The organism is Marivita geojedonensis (assembly GCF_002115805.1).
Taxonomy (GTDB): domain Bacteria; phylum Pseudomonadota; class Alphaproteobacteria; order Rhodobacterales; family Rhodobacteraceae; genus Marivita; species Marivita geojedonensis.
Map to the genome: position 1 here is coordinate 87350 of NZ_JFKC01000011.1, position 20753 is coordinate 108102.

Below are 20753 nucleotides of genomic sequence, written 5' to 3' on the forward strand. Positions count from 1 at the left end.
TTTCAGGAATAAGCGCAGTCAGGGCCGCGCTCCAAGGGCGTGTCGATGGTGATTTCCGTCGGCACCCAGTCGAAGATCGCAAGTGCCTGCCCACCGTCGAAGCCGACATAGAGCGTCCCCGTCTCGGGTTGCAGCGCGACCCCTTCGGCATCGAAGCCGTATTGCGACAAAGGAGATACTGACAGCACCCTACCATTCGGCGCAAGTTCGAACAGACTGTTCAAACCTTCGTTGTCATCGACCACCAGAATATTTCCCGAATACGGATCACGTGTGATGCCTTGGGGTTCGGTCATGGGCGGATCAAAACTGTCGCCGAAGAGTTCCATGAGTATCGTACCATCAGGCGCAATGCGCATCAGCCGGGATGGATCGTCCTCGACGGCAAGGAAGCTTCCATCTGCATCCCGGTGCAGGCCTTCGGTATCGTAGAGCGTTTCGCTGAGTCTGAATGGCGTATCGATCGGGCGTCCGTCGCGATCCAGTCTGCGGAACTCGCCCCAGCCGCTGGCAATGAGCAGTCCGCTCTCCTCGACCGTCAGACTGCGGACCATGCCCATATCGGTTTCAATCCGTCTCAGCTCTTTGCCGAACGTGGACAGAAGAACAATTTCGTGGCTTTCGTTGGCAACCCAGATTCCGCAGACCAATGCATCGTAGGCGATACTGACGGCGCGGAAATTCTGTATGGTTTCGCGGTGAAATATCTCGGCTCCGGCAGGCAGCGCGATGCCGGTTGCAAGCGCCACAACGGTTCCGATCAGTCCTTCCCGCATGTCGATCTCCTCTTGTTGGATATGACCTGTTCTGCGTGCACCGGAATTCAAGCAAAGCTTCGCGATTTCATCATGTGCTGCGTTCTGCCCACCTTGTTCCTACACGAAAAACGGTGTCATGCTCTGCAGCAACCGCAGTTGAGAGTGGCACCATCGGAGCATTCGTGATGCAGAAACACGTCATCGTCATTGGGGCCGGAATTGTAGGGGTCTCGACTGCAATCTGGCTCAGGCGCTTTGGTCAGGATGTGACGATTGTTGATCGAGATCGACCTGGGCAAGCGGCGTCCTATGGGAATGCAGGGCTATTGGCGGCTTCTGCAATGGTGCCTGTGACAACGCCGGGTCTGATCACCAAAGCTCCGAAGATGGTGCTTGATCCGGATTCACCACTGTTTGTGCGTTGGTCTTATCTGCCGCGGATTGCGCCCTGGCTGGTTCGGTATCTCAAACATGCAAATGACAGGGACACCAAGAGAATTGCGGCGAGTTTGACCGAGATTACCGCAGATACGGTTGCTCAGCATTTCGCTCTGACAGACGGGTTGAAGGCCCGCGAGTTCCTTACAAAAAGCGATTATGTTTATGCCTATGGGTCGCGCGTTGAGTTTGAGGATGACCGCTATGCGTGGGACCTCAAGCGCCAGTATGGGTTCCCACCGACCCTGATCGAAGGACCGGATGTGCAGGACTACGATCCGTGTTTCGGTTCAGCGATCAGGTGTCTTGCGGTGGTGAAGGACCACGGATTTGTCATTGACCCCGGAGGTTACGTTGCAGCCTTGGCCAGCGACTTCGAAGCGATGGGCGGACGGATTGTTCAGGCAAGTGTCGAAGACATCGAAACCAGTGACCCATCCCGCCCTCGCGTGGTCACGACACAGGGGCCATTTGATTGCGACGCGGCGGTGGTGGCTTCGGGCGCATGGTCAAAGCAGCTGATGACCCGACTGGGTTTGAGCATTCCGCTGGAATCTGAAAGGGGATATCACATCGTCATGAAAAACGCGTCTGGCGGGCCGCGGACGCCGTCGATGATCACCTCTGGCAAATTTGTTGCGACCCCGATGAAGGCTGGCTTGCGCTGCGCCGGGATCGTCGAGTTAGGAGGCTTGGAAGCAGGTCCATCCGAGGCCCCGTTTGCGCTGTTGCGACGTAAGATCAAATCCGCCTTTCCGGATTTGGAGTTTGATGGCGAGGAAACATGGATGGGCCACCGCCCGGCCACAACAGACAGTCTGCCGTTGATCGGCGAAGTGCGGAATACAGGTGTCTATACCGCATTTGGGCATCAGCATGTTGGCCTGACCGCAGGTCCGAAAACAGGACGTCTCGTTGCCGGGTTGATATCTGATCAGCCAAGCAATCAGGATCTCGCACCGTTTTCTCCTCACCGGTTCGGCTTGTAGCATCGTCACTCAGTCGCTCGATTTCTTGGGCGTTAAGCTATGCTTAACACACTGCTGCTACTCCCAATGCGGGGCGTAAGGAGAGTAGGGCATGGCGACCGACAGAAATGTCGCGCCAGTTATCATCAAGCGTAAGAAAGTGATCGCGGGCGGCGGTCACCATGGCGGTGCCTGGAAAGTGGCCTATGCGGACTTTGTCACGGCCATGATGGCATTTTTTATGCTGATGTGGCTGTTGAATGCGACCACGGAGAAGCAACGCAAAGGCATTGCGGATTATTTCAGCCCAACCGCCCCGATCAGCCGTCTGTCCAGCGGGTCGGACGGGATGATGATGGGGGAAAGCATATTTGCTGCGGATGTGCTCCCCCGAATGGGTGTTGGAGCAAGCTCACTGCAGGACACGACTGGTGATGCAGCGGATAAATCGGCGGACAATGCGCAGTCCGACGCGTTCAAGGAGGTTCAAGATGTCTTGCTTGGCCTTGGAGGCGAAAGCCTGCTGGAGGACCGCTGGCTCAGGCATGTCGTCACGCGGGTGACTGACGAAGGACTGGTTCTTGAATTCTTCGATATGCCGGATGTGCCTCTGTTCACCGACGGCGCGGAGCCCACGAAGCTCATGCATGAAATCGCTTATGCGGTCCAAGAAGTCAGCAAGCTCTTGTCGAACAGAATTGCGATCGAGGGTCATGTCGCAAAGGTTCCCGTTGTCCGTCTGGATGATCCCGTTTGGGATTGGTCGGCGGAACGTGCCTTTGTGGTCTCTGATCTGCTGGTCGAATACGGCCTTCCACAGGATCGTCTGCGGCGTGTGACGGCTTATGGCGACCGCGAACCTGCGGTCGATAATCCGATGGCGCCGCGCAACAATCGGATAGAGCTGATTTATCTCCGCTACTGATCGCAGAGAGAAGTAATTCGATTTTTAAGCGTTAGGCTGCCGTTAAATCGGCCGCCTCAAAGGTGTGGGGGCAAAGAGCCACCACACCAGAAAGGCGTTTCATGTCGATATCCTCTTCCCTTAGTGCAGGCGTTGTCGGCCTCGCATCCAACGCGACCCGACTGGCTACAATCTCCGACAATATCGCCAACTCACAGACCCCTGGCTACAAACGGGTGGAGGCCAATTTCCATTCCATGGTCGTCACGTCTGGCGGGGGCACCTACACGGCGGGGGGCGTTCGCACCACGACGCAGCGCTATATCGATCAGGACAGCGCGATCACGACCACGTCCAACTCGACCGATCTGGCTGTCAGCGGCCGTGGTTTTCTCCCGGTGGCACAGGCGATAGAGGTTCTGGCAGGGTCGGAAACGCCACAGATGTTTCTGACGACCACGGGTTCGTTCCGAACCGATGCCAATGGTTATCTCCGTACTGCATCCGGTCAGATGCTGCTTGGCTGGCCTGCAAATCTTGATGGCAGCATCCCCAATTATCCGCGGGCAACGAGCGAAGCACTGGAACCGGTACGTATCAATGTGAACCAGTTCAGCGGCGAACCGACGACCCGAATTGAACTGGGGATCAACCTTCCTGCAACGGAAACCGAAGCGGGTGCGCTGGGCGACCCGCTGACCCAATCAGTCGAATACTATGATAACCTTGGCCGCGCCGAGACGCTTGAGTTCACCTTTACGCCGGTTGTCCCAGCAACTGGAACATCCAACCAATGGTCACTTGAGATCGTGGACAGCGCTGATCCGGGCACGGTCATCGGTCAATATGATCTTGAATTCGATGATGCGCGAACACTCGGGGGGACGTTGCTGAACGTCACAGATGTAACCGGCGGGCCGTACGACCCTGGCACCGGCATCCTGACGATTACAGCACCCAGCGGTCCGATCGATATAAACATTGGGCGAATTGGGTTGAACGAAGGCCTGTCTCAGCTCTCAGATATATTTGCGTCCTTCAACATCAGTCGGGACGGTGCCCCAGTGGGCAAAGTCACGTCAGTCGAGGTGGATGAAACGGGGCTGGTAAATGCCTTCTATGATACTGGAACAACACGCACGCTGTATCAGGTGCCGCTGGTCGATATCCCAAACCCGAACGGCATGGCCTCCGCGGGCAGTCAGCTCTACATGCCGACCCCCGAAAGCGGCAGCTTCTTCCTATGGGATGCGGGCAATGGATCGACCGGAGACATTCTGTCCTTCGCTCTCGAGGAATCCGCAACTGACATCGCAAATGAGTTGACCGAACTGATCCGCACACAGCGCGCGTATTCGTCGAATGCGAAAGTCATTCAGACGGTGGACGAGATGTTGCAGGAAGCAACAAACATCAAACGCTGAATCCAGTAACTGAAGGAGGGTACAACCATGAGCCTTTCAGGTGCGCTTTCCAACGCGATGAGCGGACTGACCTCAAACGCACGTGGAACGACAGTGGTCTCGGCAAATATCGCCAATGCTCTGAACGAAAGTTACGGTCGACGTGAGCTTCAACTGACCACCGACCCGAACCACTCTTCCGGGGGGGTTCGCGTCGCACAGATCAGTCGCTATTCGGATCCGGTCCTCGCCTTTCAGAAACGGATGGCGCTTGCCGATCACTCTGCCAGCGGTGCGTTTGCCGCCTTTAAGGCCGAACTGGAACGGATCATAGGAAGCGCCGACACTCTTGGTTCGATTGCCGACAAGCTGACGAGGTTCGAAACCGCGCTTTTGTCTGCGGCTTCCGATCCTTCATCGACCACACGTCTTCAAAACCTGTCTGACGCCGCGGATGGGCTGGCATCCGCCCTCCGCTCCGCGAGCGGTGGCATCGATCAACTGCGCACTCGAGCAGACCAGCAGATTGCATCCTCCGTTTTGGAGATCAATTCCGGTCTCGAACGGTTGGAAAAGCTGAACACTCAGATAATGACCGCGCGCCATCTGGGGCAGGACACTCATAGCCTCATGGACAATCGGGATATGATACTCGACCGGCTCTCCGAATTTGTCCCTCTGCATGTTGTCGAGCGTGACAGCGGAACCATCGCGGTATTCACTGCGCAGGGCCGAACGCTGCTCGACGAGAACGCGGTGTCGCTATCCTTCGAAACACCGTCAACGGTGTTGCCGCACATGACCGTCGGAAATGGTCTTCTTTCAAGACTGCAGATCAACGGAGCAGGCATCGATATTCCCGGATCAGGCATGATGAACGGTGGTTCGCTTGAGGCGCAGTTTGTCCTGCGCGATATCACTGGATCGGATGCGCAGGCGCAACTGGATGCCATTGCTCGCGACGTGATCGAACGGTTTGGCTTTGGAGGTCCGGATTCGACTCTCGCGCCGTCGGACTTGGGCGTATTCACTGATAATGGTGGTGTCTTCACGGTAGCGAATGAAACGGGACTCTCGGGCCGAATTGAACTGAATGTCGATTTGGCTTCGGAAAGCAACGATCTCTGGAAATGGCGGGATGGTCTTGGTGCGACCTTTGAAGGGGATGCAGGGAATTCCGTTCTGTTGCTGGCACTCCATCAGCAGATCTCTGCTGCAATACCGCCGGGGTCTGCGTCTCTGGGGACAATGGCACGATCCCTTGTCGCGCATGTGCAGGACCTGTCAGCGCATCAAGCTGCGCAGCGTGTCCAGTCGCAAGAGGCATTTTCATTGTCGTCAGATCAGCTTGACGCTCTGCGCGAGTCCATTGCGTCGGACGGTGTCAATACAGACCAGGAACTGCAAAAACTGATCGAGCTTGAAAAGGCGTATGCCGCCAATGCGCGTGTTGTCCAGGTGGTCGACGACATGCTGTCAGAACTTCTTAGGATTTGAGGATTGAGATATGCGTGCCATTGGTGATCTTGCGTCTTACATGCTGGCCAGCCGCTTGCAGACCGACTTGCGTAATCAGGCGGACTCCGCAGCGGAATCGGCAACGACAGGTCTGGCAGCCGACAAGGCGCGTCACCTCGGTGGCGCGACACTTGCGATAACTCTGCTAGAGAGGAAATCGTCACTCCTCGTCCAGCACCAACGCGGGATATCAGAAGCGGCGGTACTTGCAGGGGCCAGCCAAGCAACTCTGGAGCGTATTCAGGAACAATCTGTCGATCTGGCCAATGACCTGGCAATTGTACCTCAGCTTCAGAATTCGTCACAAATTCAAGCACTGTCGTTGGATGCCTCGCGTGTTTTTGTCGATACGGTTAACGCGCTCAATTCCTCGATCGCAGGACGGTATCTTTTTTCTGGTTCTGCAACACAAACCAAACCACTGCCAGACGGAGCGGTTTTTCTCGATATGATCCGAACAGATCTTGCCGGGGCGTCGTCTGCGGCTGATGTGTTGGCAGGAGTCGATGCTTGGTTCGATGCGCTCTCCGGATCATTTGACGCGGTATATCAGGGGTCGACGGATGGTTTCATGACCTTGCCCCTGAGCAGCGAAACCACTGCGGTGTTTGCTTTGCGCGCGGATGGTGAAACCCCTCGCGGCGTGCTGAGGGCGTTGGCGAAGACGGCTTTGGCAGAAAGCGCCGGTTTGTCCCTGCCCGAACAGTCTCAGATTCTTGAGGCAGGACGCGCAGATCTTCTTCAGGGCGATCAATGGCTGACGGAGGAACGGGCCAGTCTTGGATTGACGGAAGCCCGTATCGCCGATGCAGCCAGCGCAACTGAGGCTGACATTACGCGCATAGAGTTGGACCGCCTGTCTCTGATCGGGGTTGATCAGTTTGAGGCAGCGGCTGAATTCGAAGCGGCGCAACAACAGCTTGACGTGTTTTACAGAATTGCCGCGCGGCAGAGCCGAACGTCATTGGCGGAGTATCTGAGATGAGACCGGTAATCATTGCCATCTGGCTGTTGCTTTGCCCGGCATTGGCGCTGGCCCAAGGGGTTCGCTTGAAAGATCTTGCCGATTTCGAGGGCGTACGCGGTAACGATCTCGTGGGCTACGGGCTGGTCGTCGGGTTGGACGGAACGGGGGATGGTTTGCGAAACTCTCCATTCACAGAAGACATGATGTCCAACATTCTGGAGCGTCTTGGCGTCAATGTGACGGGAGAGCAGTTCCGGGCGAAGAACGTCGCAGCAGTGATCGTCACGGGGCAATTGCAACCGTTCGCCAGGGCGGGAAGCCGCATTGATGTCACCGTGTCGGCCATCGGCGATGCATCAAGCCTGCGTGGTGGGACGCTGGTCATGACGCCGCTCAACGCAGCCGATGGTCAAATCTACGCCGTCGCTCAGGGATCAATTATTGCCGGGGGCGTCGTTGCGGAGGGCGAAGCCGCGAAGACCGTCCAGGGTGTTCCAACTGCTGGCAGCATTCCATCCGGTGCTGTTGTCGAGCGGGAGGTCGCGTTCGAATTCGGAGAATTGCAGAACCTGAAACTCGCTCTCAAGAGCCCGGATTTTTCGACGGCGTACAGGGTTGAGCGGGCGATAAACGTGGCGGCCGGAGCGCCCATAGCCCGCATGACGGATTCGGGCACCGTTCATGTCGATCTCGCTCAATCCCGCCAGCAGTCGCCTGCGCATTTTCTGGCACAGGTCGAAAATCTGAGAATCGAACCAGACACTTTGGCCCGGGTCGTCGTCGATCAGCGATCCGGAACCATAGTGATCAGCGAAAATGTGCGTGTATCCCGCGTTGCGGTGTCCAAGGGCAATCTGACCCTAACGGTTCAGGAGCAACCCATCGTCGTGCAACCCAATCCGTTTGCAGAAGGCGAAACGCTGGTTGTTCCGCGGACAGATGCGCGGATCGAGAATGCGCCCTCTGCGTCGCTTGCAGAAGTCCCCGGCGGTACAACGCTGACGGATGTGATCACGGGTCTGAATGCGCTTGGCATCACGCCAAATGATCTCATCGACATTCTCAAAACGATCAAGGCAGCTGGCGCTTTGCATGCCGAATTTGTCGTGATGTGACGACGTATCCAAAAGACATAGGAACCGTAATTCATGATTGCTTTGGCTGGAATCGCCTTCACTTTCGTTATGGTCTTCGGCGGATACTTGCTTGCCGGAGGAAAGCTCGGCATCATTTTGAAATCGTTGCCATTCGAACTGATGATGATCGGCGGGGCTGCGGTCGGTGCCTTTGCGGTGGGGAATTCCTTCGATTCACTCAAACAGACCGGCAAAGATACTCTGAAGGTGTTCAAAGGTAGCGAGTGGAAAGCTGAGGACTATAATCAGCTTCTCCAGGTTTTGTATCAACTCATCAGTGTCGCGCGGAAGAACCCTGTTGGACTTGAGGCTCATATCGACAACCCGGAAGAGTCCGAAATTTTTACTCAGTTTCCCAGAATTCTAAAGGATCACGCAGCGCTCGACATCATCTGTGACACGCTTCGTTCGGCGTCTATGAACTATGACGATCCGATGCAGGTCGAAGAGCTTCTTGATAAAAAGATCGACGAGACCAGGCATCACCGGGAACACTCGGTTCATGGACTGCAATCAATTGCAGACGGCCTACCCGCGCTGGGCATCGTCGCTGCGGTCCTCGGCGTGATCAAGACGATGGGATCGATTGATCAACCGCCTAAGGTGTTGGGCAAGTTGATCGGTGGAGCGCTGGTGGGAACGTTTCTTGGCGTTTTCCTCGCCTATTGTCTGGTTGCTCCATTTGCCTCGAAGGTCAAGGCGGCTGTCGATGACGACATCAATTTCTACCGTGCGATCAAAGAGGTGCTGGTGTCTCATTTGCACCAGCACCCACCCAAGATTTGTCTCGAAGTCGCCAGGCAAAGCATTCCGCACCATTTCCGTCCCGGTTTTTCGGAGCTTGATGATGCGCTTCGGTCATTGAAAAACCATGCATAGACACGCTGCAATACTTGCGTCGTTCTTCGTTTTGGTGCTGGCACTTCCCGCGATTGCCAACACCGGTGTTGTGCGCGGAGGCGAACATGACGGTTTCACCCGATTGACCATTTCGACCCAAGATGAAGTGGAGACCGTCCACCATCGTCTGACCAAAGATGGACAGTACATCTTGGATGTTTCGCCGCGTATTGACCGTCTCGATTTGAGTCTGATGTTCAAACGTCTGAGCGCAGGCCGCGTTGCGGGGCTTTCGCGCAAAGGAGATGGATTGAGCCTTGATCTGGATTGCGAATGCGATGTCCAGCTGAAGACCGAGTCAGGTCGGTTGATCATAATCGATATTCTGGACGTACCCGCAGCAGCGCCTTCGCCTTCACACCGGCCCGTAATACTGCCGATCCTGCCGGAGAAACCCGCTTTGCTGCCTGAACCATGGGGCATTCGCTTCGCTGTCAAATCTGCGGAGGAGATACCGTTGGATTCTGCAATGGTAGGTCGAGTGTCGAAACAGATCGCGGCCCAGATCGGTCAGGCTTCAGCGATCCAAGGGTTTTTCGATCTGGCCACCGGTCAGAATCGAGACGAGAGTTTGGGCCATGTTCCTCAGCCTGTCGAAAACCCGGCAATTGGGGCGGACAATAGCAACCAGTGCTTCTGGTTTGACGCGGTTTGGAGCAATGTCACGCAACATGCAAAAGGCAAAGAGGCTGGTTTATTTGCAACGTTGGCAGTTGAAGCTTTGAGTGACGAGACAAGCGATGCGCATCAGGAAATGATCCTGTCGTTTCTGACGAATGGGCAATTTGCAGAAGCGAGAGCCGCAGCTCTGCGCGCATCGTTGGACACGCGGCATCTCGAAGGTTTGCACGCTTTCCTGCGCGCGGTTCTTGTTTCGGATTCGACTGATGTTGCGTTGATACCGCAATGTAACGCCCTGTCCGATCTGCTGTCCGCAGCACGAAGGGATCTACCGGATGTCACGAACGAGGAGAAGCTGACTCTCGCCCGCGTTTTTGACGAATTGCCTGTCGGTTTCCAAATTGGCCTGTATCCGCGCGTTGCGCCGATACTCGATGACATTTCGTCGGCTCTTCACCGGGACTTGGCCGTGCATCGCCATGTCGAATTGGAACTCACCGAGCGTATTTCAACCGAGATTGAAATTGTTGGCAAAAATACTGATCCAGATGGTCTTGCAGCGCTGAGCCTTGAAATGCGGGGAACAGAGCTGGCGACGCAGAGCTGGCACGCGTCCTTTTCCGCATATCTGTCACATCAGCGGTTCTTCGATGCATTGGAGGAGCTGAATTCAACAACCGGATTGACAAAGAAAGAGCGAAAGTCAGCCGTCGGTGAGTTTGTTGATCGACTCGTTGAACAGGCGGACAGCATTACTTTTCTTCAGATTGCGTTGACTGAAGTTCCAAAACTGCGGCCAAGGCCGGAACACTCGGATCTACGCCGCATTGAGGCCCGGCTGAAGGTGGAAGGGTTCGTGCCGGATCTCAAAAGCGTTGTGGACAGCGAAGCTGCGCCAAAGCTCAAGCCCAATGACACGCGTTCGACAGAAGAGTCTACGCTGTCTGTTTCAGAAGTCGATATGCTCCACACCGGCCGCCAAACGGTTGCAGTTGCGCAGGAACAGCTTGAGAATGCACAGGCGGTTCGGCAGTCTTGGCGTGCAAGATTTACCCAACAGGAACGTTAGCAGGTTTACTCAGGTGACTTACGCGAACCATTCAAACCCTAAGGCGTTTGCCGTCCTTGCAATTGTTCGAAGGGCAGCGTCGTGAACCGTTTTGCGATCCTGTTGGTGCTGCTGATTTGGACTCCGTTGACAGCAGTGTCGCAGGAGCGGGCAACTGTTGGCCTCGCGTTCGGGCTTAACGGGGTTTCCGACTGGTCGACCCAGCATCCATTTCTGGACATCATGAAGACCGCCCGCCCCTGGATTGGTCATTTGCCGGGGCAATGGGGTGGCAAGAGTTTTGAAGATCTCTTGACCGAAGGCCATTTGGATTCGTCGGGATGGCCGCGAGCCGTTCCTTTGGACGTCGAGAAAATCGAAACCCTGATCCTCACGGATCAGCCGCCCGAGGCTACCCATCTGTCAGGTCGTTACCATGTGTTGTTCGACGGAGAAGGTGACCTTCAGGTGACTGGACGAGGGCGCGTCGTTTCCCGCAGCAAGGGCCAACGCGTCTTTTCCTACACACCCGGTCCTGGGGCGGTCGGGATCGCGATTTCCCGTATTGATCCGAATGATCCGATCCGGAACATCCGAGTCGTCAGGGAAGACCAACTGGAGTTTTTTGCCAAAGGAGCTCTGTTCAATCCGGATTGGCTCGCCATCCATGATGCAACGACCTTGGTCAGGTTCATGGATTGGATGAACACGAACGACTCTTTAACGCAGGATTGGGACGACCTGCCAAGAGACACGGATTTTTCGTATGCGTGGCGCGGCGTGCCCTTGAATGTGATGGTGTCTTTGGCAAACGAACTAGACGCGGATCCTTGGTTTACGATCCCGCACCTCGCAAATGATGCATTGGTTGCGCAGTTTGCTGAGACCGTTAAGCAAACCGTTGAACCGGAACGTCAAGTCTTTGTGGAGTATTCCAACGAAGTCTGGAATTTCCTGTTCGAGCAGTCCCGCTGGGCTCAGCAGCAGGCCGGAGAGCGATGGGGCGATATCGGCGATGGCTGGATGCAATTCTATGGCCTGCGCGCTGCCGAGGTTATGGGCATCTGGACCGATGTTTTTGGCGTCGACGCGGAATCGCGTCTTGTTCGCGTGATTGGCGTCCATACAGGCTGGCCGGAACTGGAGCAGGCAATCCTGTATGGAGAAAAGGCAATCGATGCCCTTGGGTATCCGCCTGCTGAGGGGTTTGATGCATATGCCGTGACCGGATATTTCGGATATGAGCTTGGAGAGCCTGAAACGATCACTCCGCTCTTGGAGGCCGCAGAGAACAGGGCGAGAGAGGCGGGGGTCGCCGAGGGTCTGTCCCGTGTTGCTTTACGCGAGTTCGTGAAACGCTCACGCTTTGATGGGGCTGCCGGCGCCGCAGCGGAAATCGTGCGCAGTGGCTCGCTCCGCGAGTTGACCGAAACGCTTTGGCCTTACCATGCGGAAGCGGCACGAGCGGCGGGACTCGACCTTGTGATGTATGAGGGTGGGACACATGCTGCACCGGTAGGTGACGGACTCGGTGATGAGCGGCTCGTCTCTTTCCTGACCTTCTTCAACTACACGCAAGATATGGTTGAACTGTACCGGCATGCTCTTACGCGTTGGAGTGCTTTCACGGAAAGCCCATTCAATGCCTTTGTCGATGTCGCCCCGCCGAGCCAGTGGGGCAGTTGGGGCGCATTACGCTATCTCGGTGACTCAACGCCACGATGGGACGCACTGACCGCTGCTGCACCGGACTGACTGAGTCAAAAGCAAGGCGGTTTTCCCCTATCCATAAATTTGACATGATTTTATGCGAACCGGGCGCGATGCCTGCAGCTGTGCTGCATCCACGGGAAATATCGATCTATGCCGTCTGATGTCCAAGCGGATACAACAGGAACACTGCCGGTCCTGAGCGTTTTGATACCAGCCTCTAACGAAGAGGATCTGATCGGCAGCTGTTTGCGTGCTGTGTTGGACAGCACGTGGAAGCAGGACCGCCACTTTGAAACCATAGTGATTTCCAACGGAAGTCGTGACCGAACAACAGACGCCGCATTGTCCTGGCAGGACGCCTTTGCTGCAAAAGGACTCGACCTGCGCGTTCTTGATCGCGAGGAAGGGGGCAAGCTCGGAGCTTTGAACGCGGGTGATCAGGTCGCGCGCGCAGGTATCCGCGTGTATCTCGACGCCGACGTAGAGGTTTCCCGCCCGCTTCTGGATGATCTGTTCAAAGCTCTGAACACTCCGAACCCCCGCTATGCAAGCGGAACTCTGGAATTGGCCAGAGCGCGGACGTGGGCAACACGAGCCTATTCCCGGATTTATTCAAAAGTGCCTTTCATGAAGCATGGCGTTCCCGGTGCAGGTCTGTTCGCCGTCAATGCAGCTGGTCGGATGCGGTGGGGCTCGTTCCCCGATATTATCTCAGACGATACCTTTGTGCGCCTGAGCTTTCGCCCGGACGAGCGGGTCGGCGTCAGTGCATCCTACACCTGGCCGCTTGTTGAAGGATGGGGCAACCTTGTCAGGGTGCGCAGACGGCAAAATGCCGGAGTTGATGAGATCAGAGACAGGTTTCCTGACCTCGTGCGCAACGATGACAAACCCGACTTTTCAACTCTGGAAAAAGCGAAACTGGCCCTGCGGGATCCGCTTGGATTCGCGGTTTATTCCGGTGTGGCACTTGCAGTGAAACTCACTGAGACCGGGAGCACGGAATGGAGCCGCGGCCGGTGATGGAAGCACTGGTTTCAAGATTTCGGGGTGGATCTCTTAACGCGCGCTTCATGCGAAGTTCGATATTCACGCTGGGTGGGTATGGCATGGGGCAAGTGCTGCGCCTTGCGTCGAACCTGATCCTGACGCGCCTGCTGTTTCCAGAAGCCTTCGGTCTTATGGCGCTCGTTGCCGTGATCATGCAGGGCCTGGCCATGTTCTCCGATGTCGGGGTCAGTCCGGCGATCATGCAGTCCAAACGCGGAGATGATCAGAAGTTCCTTGATACCGCATGGACGATTCAGGTCATGCGCGGCGTTCTTCTCTGGCTGTTCGCGTGTGTGATTGCAATTCCTGTCTCGGCTCTCTACGGAGAGCCCTTGCTCGCCTGGATTTTGCCCTGTGCCGGGATCAGCCTCTTGGTTGCGGGTTTCAATCCGACACGGATGGATACCGCCAATCGCCATTTGCTATTGGGGCGTTTGACCGTTCTGGACCTGACCGCGCAGGCTTCGGGCATCGTCGTAGCCGTAATTCTGGCTTGGATTCTGCATACCGTTTGGGCGCTGGTCATCAGTGGTATCGCGTCTGCCGTCATCCTGCTTGTGCTCTACAATCTCTTCCTGCCTGGAGAACGGAACCGGTTCCATTGGGAAAGGGAAGCAGCGGGCGAACTGATCGGGTTCGGGAAGTGGATCTTTCTGAGTACGATCTGCGGGTTTCTTTACATGCAAGGTGACAAGCTTCTGCTTGGGAAATACCTCGCACTAGATCTGTTCGGCATCTACAACATCGGATTTTTCCTGGCGAGCTTTCCGTTGCTGATGGGCGGAGTGATGACACGGAAGGTGTTGATCCCCGTGTATCGCGAACGTCCACCATCCGCGAGCGCCGAGAACTTTGCGAAACTTCAGAAGATGCGCTTTCTGTTGACCGCAGCCATGATTGCCCTGACCGGGGCCGTTTCGGTGGCCGGTGTGGTTCTGATCGATCTGCTGTATGATCCCCGTTATGCCATGGCGGGTCCCGTTGTGGTTTTGATCGCAGCGATGCAGATCCCTCATATCATCGTTATGACCTACGAACAGGCGGCCCTGGCTGCCGGGGATTCGCGGCGGTTTTTCGTACTGTCAGCCGCGCGTGCGATCCTGACGTTCGGCTGCCTATTTCTCGGCCTGTCTGTGGGCGGGCTCTTCGGTGCATTGATTGGGCAGGGGGTCGCGGGGCTGGCGGCGTATCCGTTTGTCGTCTGGATGGCGCGGCACGTCGGAGCGTGGGACCCCAAGCATGATGGGGTGTATGCGCTTGTTGGCGCCGTAGCTGCGGCTCTTGCGCTTTGGGTCAATGCGAACGCGATTGCCAATCTGGCCAGCCTCTGAGGCTTTGTGAGGGCTGGCCTGAATTGTAGTGTCTGATTGTCCGTCACCAGTGCCTAAGTTTTTTCATATTTCTGCGTTACTCAGGTTTTGGGGAACAAGGTGCGACCATGATCAACCAGGCAACCGAAGCATATTCGGCGGCAGAGGGCGACATTGCCATTGTCGGTATGTCGGCTCATCTTCCGGGCGCGGCATCGCTGGCGGAATACTGGCGAAATCTTCGGGAGGGCGTGTCATCAATCCGGCGTCTGACCGAGGATGAGCTGGTTGAGGCAGGTGTGTCACCCGGCCTGTTGCGTCACCGCGACTATGTCCCGTTTGCGGCACCTCTGGATGGCTTCGATCAGTTCGATGCCGAGTTTTTTGGTTTGTCCCCCAAGGATGCGGCCATCATGGATCCGCAGCACCGACAGTTCCTCGAATGTGCATGGGAAGCACTGGAAAATGCCGGACACACACCGGACCGCCATGACGGGCGCATAGGTGTGTTCGGCGGCTGCGGCATGGGCAGCTATTTCTACTTCAATCTTTGTTCCAACCCGGATCTGGTCGAAGGGACCGGGATGTTCCTGCTGCGGCATACCGGAAACGACAAGGATTTTCTGACCACACGAGTGAGCCATATCTTCGATCTGGATGGCCCCTCGGTGAACGTTCAAACCGCGTGTTCGACCTCTCTTGTTGCGACGCATTATGCCTGTCAGTCACTCCTGAATGGCGAATGTGATATGGCGCTTGCAGGAGGCGTCACCATCGAACTGCCACAGGGGCAGGGGTATCTCTACAAGGAAAACGAAATTCTGTCCCCTGACGGTCAGTGTCATGCATTTGATCACCGCGCGCAGGGAACCGTGTTTGGCTCGGGTGCAGGTGTCGTGGTCTTGCGTCGCCTGTCCGATGCGCTTGAAGATGGCGACCATATCTGGGCTGTTATCAAGGGAAGTGCAGTCAACAACGATGGGGCGGCCAAAGCCGGGTACCTTGCCCCCTCAGTCGAGGGCCAATCAGAGGCGATTGCCGAAGCACATGCCATCGCCGGCGTGACGGCGGACAGCATCGACTATGTCGAGTGCCACGGTACAGGCACCTATCTTGGGGATCCGATTGAGGTCGCGGCGCTGACGCAGGCGTTTCACGCTACAAGCGACAGGGTTGGTCATTGCCGGATCGGATCGGTCAAGACGAATATCGGACACTTGGACACTGCCGCTGGCGTGGCGAGCCTGATCAAGGCGTCAATGGCGCTGCACCACCGCCAGATGCCCCCCAGCCTTGGGTTTGAGAAACCGAACCCGACCATTGATTTCGAAACTTCTCCGTTTCGGGTCAATGACCGCCTGACGGACTGGGCGGCCTCGGATCACCCGCGCCGCGCGGGCGTCAATTCACTGGGCGTCGGTGGGACGAACGCGCATGTGGTTCTTCAGGAAGCACCACCCGCTCAACTGTCTGAGGAGAGCGACTGGCCATTTCAGATCCTCACAATTTCGGGTCGTACAATAGCGGCGCTGGATGAGAATGCTGCCAAGCTCGCAGCGCACCTGCGGGCCAATCGGGATCAATCACTGGCTGATGTGGCATGGACTCTGAAAGAAGGTCGCAAGGCATTCGAGAAACGCCGTGTGATCGTGGCGTCTGATCACCTCGATGCAGCAAGGTTGATCGAACAGAACGACACGCGAAGGGTTCACACGCATCAGGCACTTTCGAAGCCCGATACGGTATTCCTGTTTCCGGGCGGCGGCGCGCAGTACGCGGGCATGGCTCGGGATCTCTACGAAACCGAACCGGTCTTTGCCGAATGGATGGACCGCGGGCTTGCCCATCTCCAGACTTTGGAACAGCGCGATATCCGTGCGCTGTGGTTGCCGGAAGCCGGAAAAGAGCCGCAGGCGAATGCAGCATTGCGGCAGCCCTCCCTTCAGCTGCCGCTGATCATGATCGTCGAATATGCGCTGGCGCAGCTTTGGATGAGTTGGGGCATCGAACCTGCCGCTCTGTGCGGCCATTCGATGGGAGAGAACACGGCCGCCTGTGTTGCGGGTGTGATGTCGTTCGAGGATTGCATCGGACTCGTGCATTTGCGCGGAACTCTGTTCGACACGGTTGAGAAGGGCGGGATGATCTCGGTTGCTCTGCCGGCGCGGGATTTGGAGCCTTTACTTGGCGATGAGCTTGACCTTGGTGCCATCAACAGCCCCGGTCTCAGCGTTGCATCCGGGCAAAGCGGTGCGCTTCTGGATCTCGAAGAAGACCTGAAACGCCGCGAGATTGATTTCCAGCGTATTCCCATCGACATCGCGGCACATTCTCGAATGCTTGAGCCAATACTGGACAGGTTCCGGAATTACCTCGCATCTATCCCGCTCAACCCACCGAAGATCCCGATCACCTCCAACCGGACGGGCCTGTTCATGACAAATGAACAAGCGACCAGCCCGGACTATTGGGTGTCACATTTGCGGGGGACGGTTCACTTCGCGCGATGCCTTGAAACTCTGTCTGAGAAAGCCAACCGTATCTTTTTGGAGGTGGGACCGGGAAAAGCGCTCTCTGCACTGGCCCGCCAATCCGAAGGGATTTCGGCTAACCAGGTTCTGTCGAGCCTCCGACACCCCGAGGAAGAGATCGAAGATGATCGCCACATGCTTGAGGTGCTTGGACGCTTCTGGGCCCTTGGCGGGAATTTCGACTGGGAGCAGATCTGGGGTGACGCGAAGCGCAGTCGCGTTCCATTGCCGACCTACGCGTTTCAGCGATCTCGCTATTTCATTGAGCCTGGCAAGCCGCAGGCACAATCCGTAACGGACTATCTCACACGGATAGACGGCATTGAAAATTGGGCGTGGACGCCCGTTTGGAAGCCGCAATATGCAGCATCACCTGTTGATGCGCGCAGGGAACTTCACAAGGCCGAAAAGCAAAGCTGGCTCTTCTTTATGGACGATGCCGGCGTGGCGTCCCGCGCTGTCAGAAAACTGCGTGATGTCGGACATGCGGTGATCGAGGTCTGGCCGGGCGACAGCTTTGCGCGGCTTGACGAAAGCACTTACGTCCTTGCACCAGAACGCGGGCGCGAGGGGTACGATCTTCTCTTCCGGGACATGCTGGCACGCGGCCTCGTGCCAAGCCGCATCGCGCATTTCTGGGCGGTCACCAAGGATCAAAGCCACCGCCCCGGGTCGAGCTTTTTCCACCGGATTCAGGAGCACGGATTCTATTCGCTGTTGTTCATCGCGCAAGCCATAGCTGATGACACGCTTCCCAAACCGACGCAGATAACTGTATTCACAAACGGCGCAGCAGCGATGGGCGATGAGGTGCTTAAGTCCCCTGAGAAAGCCATTCTGTCTGGGCCCGTCCGCGTGATCCCGCGTGAGATACCGGGGCTGTCCGTTGCCTCAGTGGATCTTGTGTTGCCCGACGCCCCGAAGAAGAGCGTCTTTCTGAAGGGGGCAAGCCAAAAGGTCTATTCCTCTGCATGCGATGATCTGGCAGACCTCGTTCTGGAAGACTTGATTGCCCGGCCGTCATCTACGATTGCCGCCCTTCGGGATGGACGCAGGTATGAGCAAAGCCTGCAGAAAACTGCCCTTGACGCGCAGTCGGACACGCCCATTCACCCCGGTGGAACATATCTGATCACCGGAGGCTTCGGTGGGATCGGCCAGACAGTTGCGCGCTCTCTGGCTGCTCAGAAGTGCACACTTATCCTGACGGCACGCGATCCGATGCCGGAGCGAGCGCTCTGGGACCGGTTCCTCAGGCATCACGCTCCACAGGACAAGCAAGTCAGGCGAATTCGAGCCGTGCAGGAGCTTGAAGCGCTGGGCGCGACCGTCCGAACTTATGCGGCGGATGTGTGCAACCTTGCAGACATGACGACGGTTGTGGACGACAGCCTTGCGCAGAACACACGGATCGACGGTGTTATCCATGCGGCCGGTGTCATGGATGACTCACCGCTGCTGGCGAAATCCACAGCATCGGTCGAGAGGGTCTTTTCAGCCAAAATTCATGGCACAAAGGTTCTTGATCAGTTGTTCGCGGACGGGTCGACCGATTTCATCGCGGTTTTCGCCTCTTCCTCCACACAGACCGCACCTGCGGGTCAGATCGACTATGTCGCTGCCAATGATTACCTGAATGCTTTTGCGTTGTCGCGCATAGGCGGTCACACCAAGGTTGTTGCGATAAACTGGGGCATCTGGTCCGAAGTGGGAATGGCAGCCGACGCGATGGCCCAACGCGTGGGGGATACCGAGGTAAAGCCTTTTGACGAAATCGATCTTCCGTTGTTGCACAAGGCAGGCTTTGACCCAGCTGGGCACAGGTTGTTCGAAGCGCGCTATTCCACTGAAGACTGGTTTATTGATGAACACCGTCTCAAGAACGGAGAGGCACTTTTCCCTGGTGCGGGGTACCTGACACTTGCGGCGCAGGCTTTGCGCGGCCAAGGGGAAACCGATTGCTTTGCCATTCAGGATATGACGTTCCTGCGTCCGCTGAACGTTGCTGATGACGCGCACCGCGACATCAGGTTACGGCTGATGCGTCGCGATGATGGCTATCACATGGATGTTCTGGGCAGCTGCGTGCTTGACGGGCGCGCAGGTTTTGTCCCGATCGTGTCCGCAGACCTGTCGCTCATACCTGAAGTGGAACCGAAACCGCTCGATATCGCGTCCATTCGTGCCAGCTGCGGTCCCGCCCTGATGGCAGGAGATGGCGGCAAACTCGATGCAGCGCAGGAAAGGCAGTTGTCATTCGGGCCACGCTGGAAGGTCTTGGACAGCTGCGCCTATGGGACCGGAGAGGGTATCGCCGACCTTTCGCTCGGTCAGGCTGCACTCGACGATGAAGGCTGGCATTACCACCCGGCGCTGCTCGATATCGCGACGGGCTGGGCAATGGAGCTTATCGACGGGTACAGCGCCGACAGGCTGTGGGTGCCCGTCTCTTATGACAGCGTGAGGGTGTACCACCGCTTGCCTGAGCGGATCGTAAGCTGGGTACGCTCTGCGTCGGACAATCGAAATCAGGATCAAACTGCATCTTTCGATATCACGCTGGCTATGCCCGACGGCACGGTTTGTACGGAAATCGAAGGTTTCTCGATCAAGCGGCTTGACGATACTTCCAGTCTCTCGGCTCCGATCAAGGTGAGCAAATCAGAGTTCGAGCCAGCGGATTTCAGTAAGTCCTCACAACCCCTTACGGTGGCGGAAGAACGGTTCCAGCACAACTTGTCGCAAGGCATACCACCCGAAGATGGCGCAGAGGCATTCGTGCGGGCTCTGACTCAATCGATGCCCCAGATATATGTCTCATCGCTCGACATGGATGCTTTGATCGAGCAGGCCGGCATGACGAATGACACGGGTGGGGAATCCCAGAAGTTTGACCGCCCGCAACTGGATGGCGAATATGTTGCGCCGGAAACCGAAATTGAACGGACACTTGTTGGAATCTGGGAAGACCTTCTGGGCGTGCAGAACGTTGGCGTTGAAGACAGTTTCTTTGACCTTGGGGGGCATTCTCTGATCGCGGTACGCCTCTTTGCGAAAGTCCGCAAAACCTACGCGGTGGATTTCCCGATCTCGATACTGTTCGAAGCGCCCACAATCCGTGCCTGCGCCGCCCTCATCCAGGAGCGCACTGGCCAATCCGCTTCTGAGACAGTGCAGGAGCAGAAGCCGAAACGTAGCAAACGGCGGTTCAAGCATCTTGTTGCCATGCATGATGGGGAAGGTGGCTCCCAGACGCCTTTCTTCCTTGTCGCCGGGATGTTCGGAAACGTGCTCAACCTTCGGCATCTTGCCCAGCTTCTTGGCAATGACCGCCCCTTCTATGGTCTGCAGGCCCGCGGGCTGTATGGGGATGAAGAACCGCACAGTTCGATCAAGGATGCCGCGCGTGATTACATAGCCGAGATGAAGCAGGTGCAGCCAGCCGGCCCTTACCTCATCGGCGGTTTCTCCGGTGGCGGGATCACGGC

13 protein-coding genes are annotated in these 20753 nt (G+C 56.7%); 12 read left to right on the forward strand and 1 reads right to left on the reverse strand.

Annotated features, from left to right (window positions below; genetic code table 11):
- Positions 1 to 2 precede the first annotated feature (2 nt).
- Complete coding sequence (locus MGEO_RS12420) at positions 3 to 776, reverse strand: SdiA-regulated/phytase-like domain-containing protein (RefSeq protein ID WP_085638059.1); 774 nt, start codon at positions 774 to 776, stop codon at positions 3 to 5.
- 167 nt (positions 777 to 943) lie between these two features.
- On the opposite strand from MGEO_RS12420, the gene MGEO_RS12425 reads away from it, so the two are divergent.
- From MGEO_RS12425 to MGEO_RS12480, 12 genes are all read left to right on the forward strand, one after another.
- Positions 944 to 2185, forward strand: coding sequence for an NAD(P)/FAD-dependent oxidoreductase (locus MGEO_RS12425; protein ID WP_085638061.1), 1242 nt, complete (start codon positions 944 to 946; stop codon positions 2183 to 2185).
- 91 nt (positions 2186 to 2276) lie between these two features.
- On the forward strand, positions 2277 to 3089 hold the full coding sequence (locus tag MGEO_RS12430; RefSeq protein WP_085638064.1) for an OmpA/MotB family protein: 813 nt from the start codon (positions 2277 to 2279) through the stop codon (positions 3087 to 3089).
- Between the two features lie 101 nt (positions 3090 to 3190).
- Entirely contained in the window at positions 3191 to 4492 is a 1302-nt protein-coding gene (locus tag MGEO_RS12435; protein WP_085638067.1) for a flagellar hook protein FlgE, read from the forward strand.
- A 27-nt stretch (positions 4493 to 4519) separates the two neighbouring features.
- Entirely contained in the window at positions 4520 to 5968 is a 1449-nt protein-coding gene (gene flgK, locus MGEO_RS12440; protein WP_085638070.1) for a flagellar hook-associated protein FlgK, read from the forward strand.
- A gap of 10 nt (positions 5969 to 5978) precedes the next feature.
- Positions 5979 to 6974 carry a flagellin gene (locus tag MGEO_RS12445; protein ID WP_085638073.1) on the forward strand — a complete coding sequence of 332 codons (996 nt, stop codon included), beginning with the start codon at positions 5979 to 5981 and terminating at the stop codon, positions 6972 to 6974.
- The gene (locus MGEO_RS12450; RefSeq protein WP_085638076.1) at positions 6971 to 8071 is read left to right on the forward strand and encodes a flagellar basal body P-ring protein FlgI; all 1101 of its coding nucleotides are present in this window, start codon (positions 6971 to 6973) and stop codon (positions 8069 to 8071) included. Before MGEO_RS12445 ends, MGEO_RS12450 begins: the two co-directional genes overlap by 4 nt.
- A 33-nt stretch (positions 8072 to 8104) precedes the next feature.
- Complete coding sequence (gene motA, locus MGEO_RS12455; protein WP_085638079.1) at positions 8105 to 8971, forward strand: flagellar motor stator protein MotA; 867 nt, start codon at positions 8105 to 8107, stop codon at positions 8969 to 8971.
- Positions 8972 to 9005: 34 nt separating this feature from the next.
- Positions 9006 to 10682: a hypothetical protein gene (locus MGEO_RS12460; protein ID WP_233139876.1), complete on the forward strand. Its 1677-nt coding sequence runs from the start codon at positions 9006 to 9008 to the stop codon at positions 10680 to 10682.
- 81 nt (positions 10683 to 10763) lie between these two features.
- Positions 10764 to 12416 carry a hypothetical protein gene (locus tag MGEO_RS12465; RefSeq protein ID WP_085638085.1) on the forward strand — a complete coding sequence of 551 codons (1653 nt, stop codon included), beginning with the start codon at positions 10764 to 10766 and terminating at the stop codon, positions 12414 to 12416.
- A gap of 108 nt (positions 12417 to 12524) precedes the next feature.
- Positions 12525 to 13397, forward strand: coding sequence for a glycosyltransferase (locus MGEO_RS12470; RefSeq protein ID WP_085638088.1), 873 nt, complete (start codon positions 12525 to 12527; stop codon positions 13395 to 13397).
- 50 nt (positions 13398 to 13447) lie between these two features.
- Positions 13448 to 14755 (forward strand): oligosaccharide flippase family protein, encoded by a 1308-nt coding sequence (locus MGEO_RS12475; RefSeq protein ID WP_233139878.1) that lies wholly within the window; start codon positions 13448 to 13450, stop codon positions 14753 to 14755.
- 107 nt (positions 14756 to 14862) lie between these two features.
- Positions 14863 to 20753 (forward strand): type I polyketide synthase (locus MGEO_RS12480; protein ID WP_085638091.1); only part of this gene is annotated, 5891 nt, incomplete at its 3' end.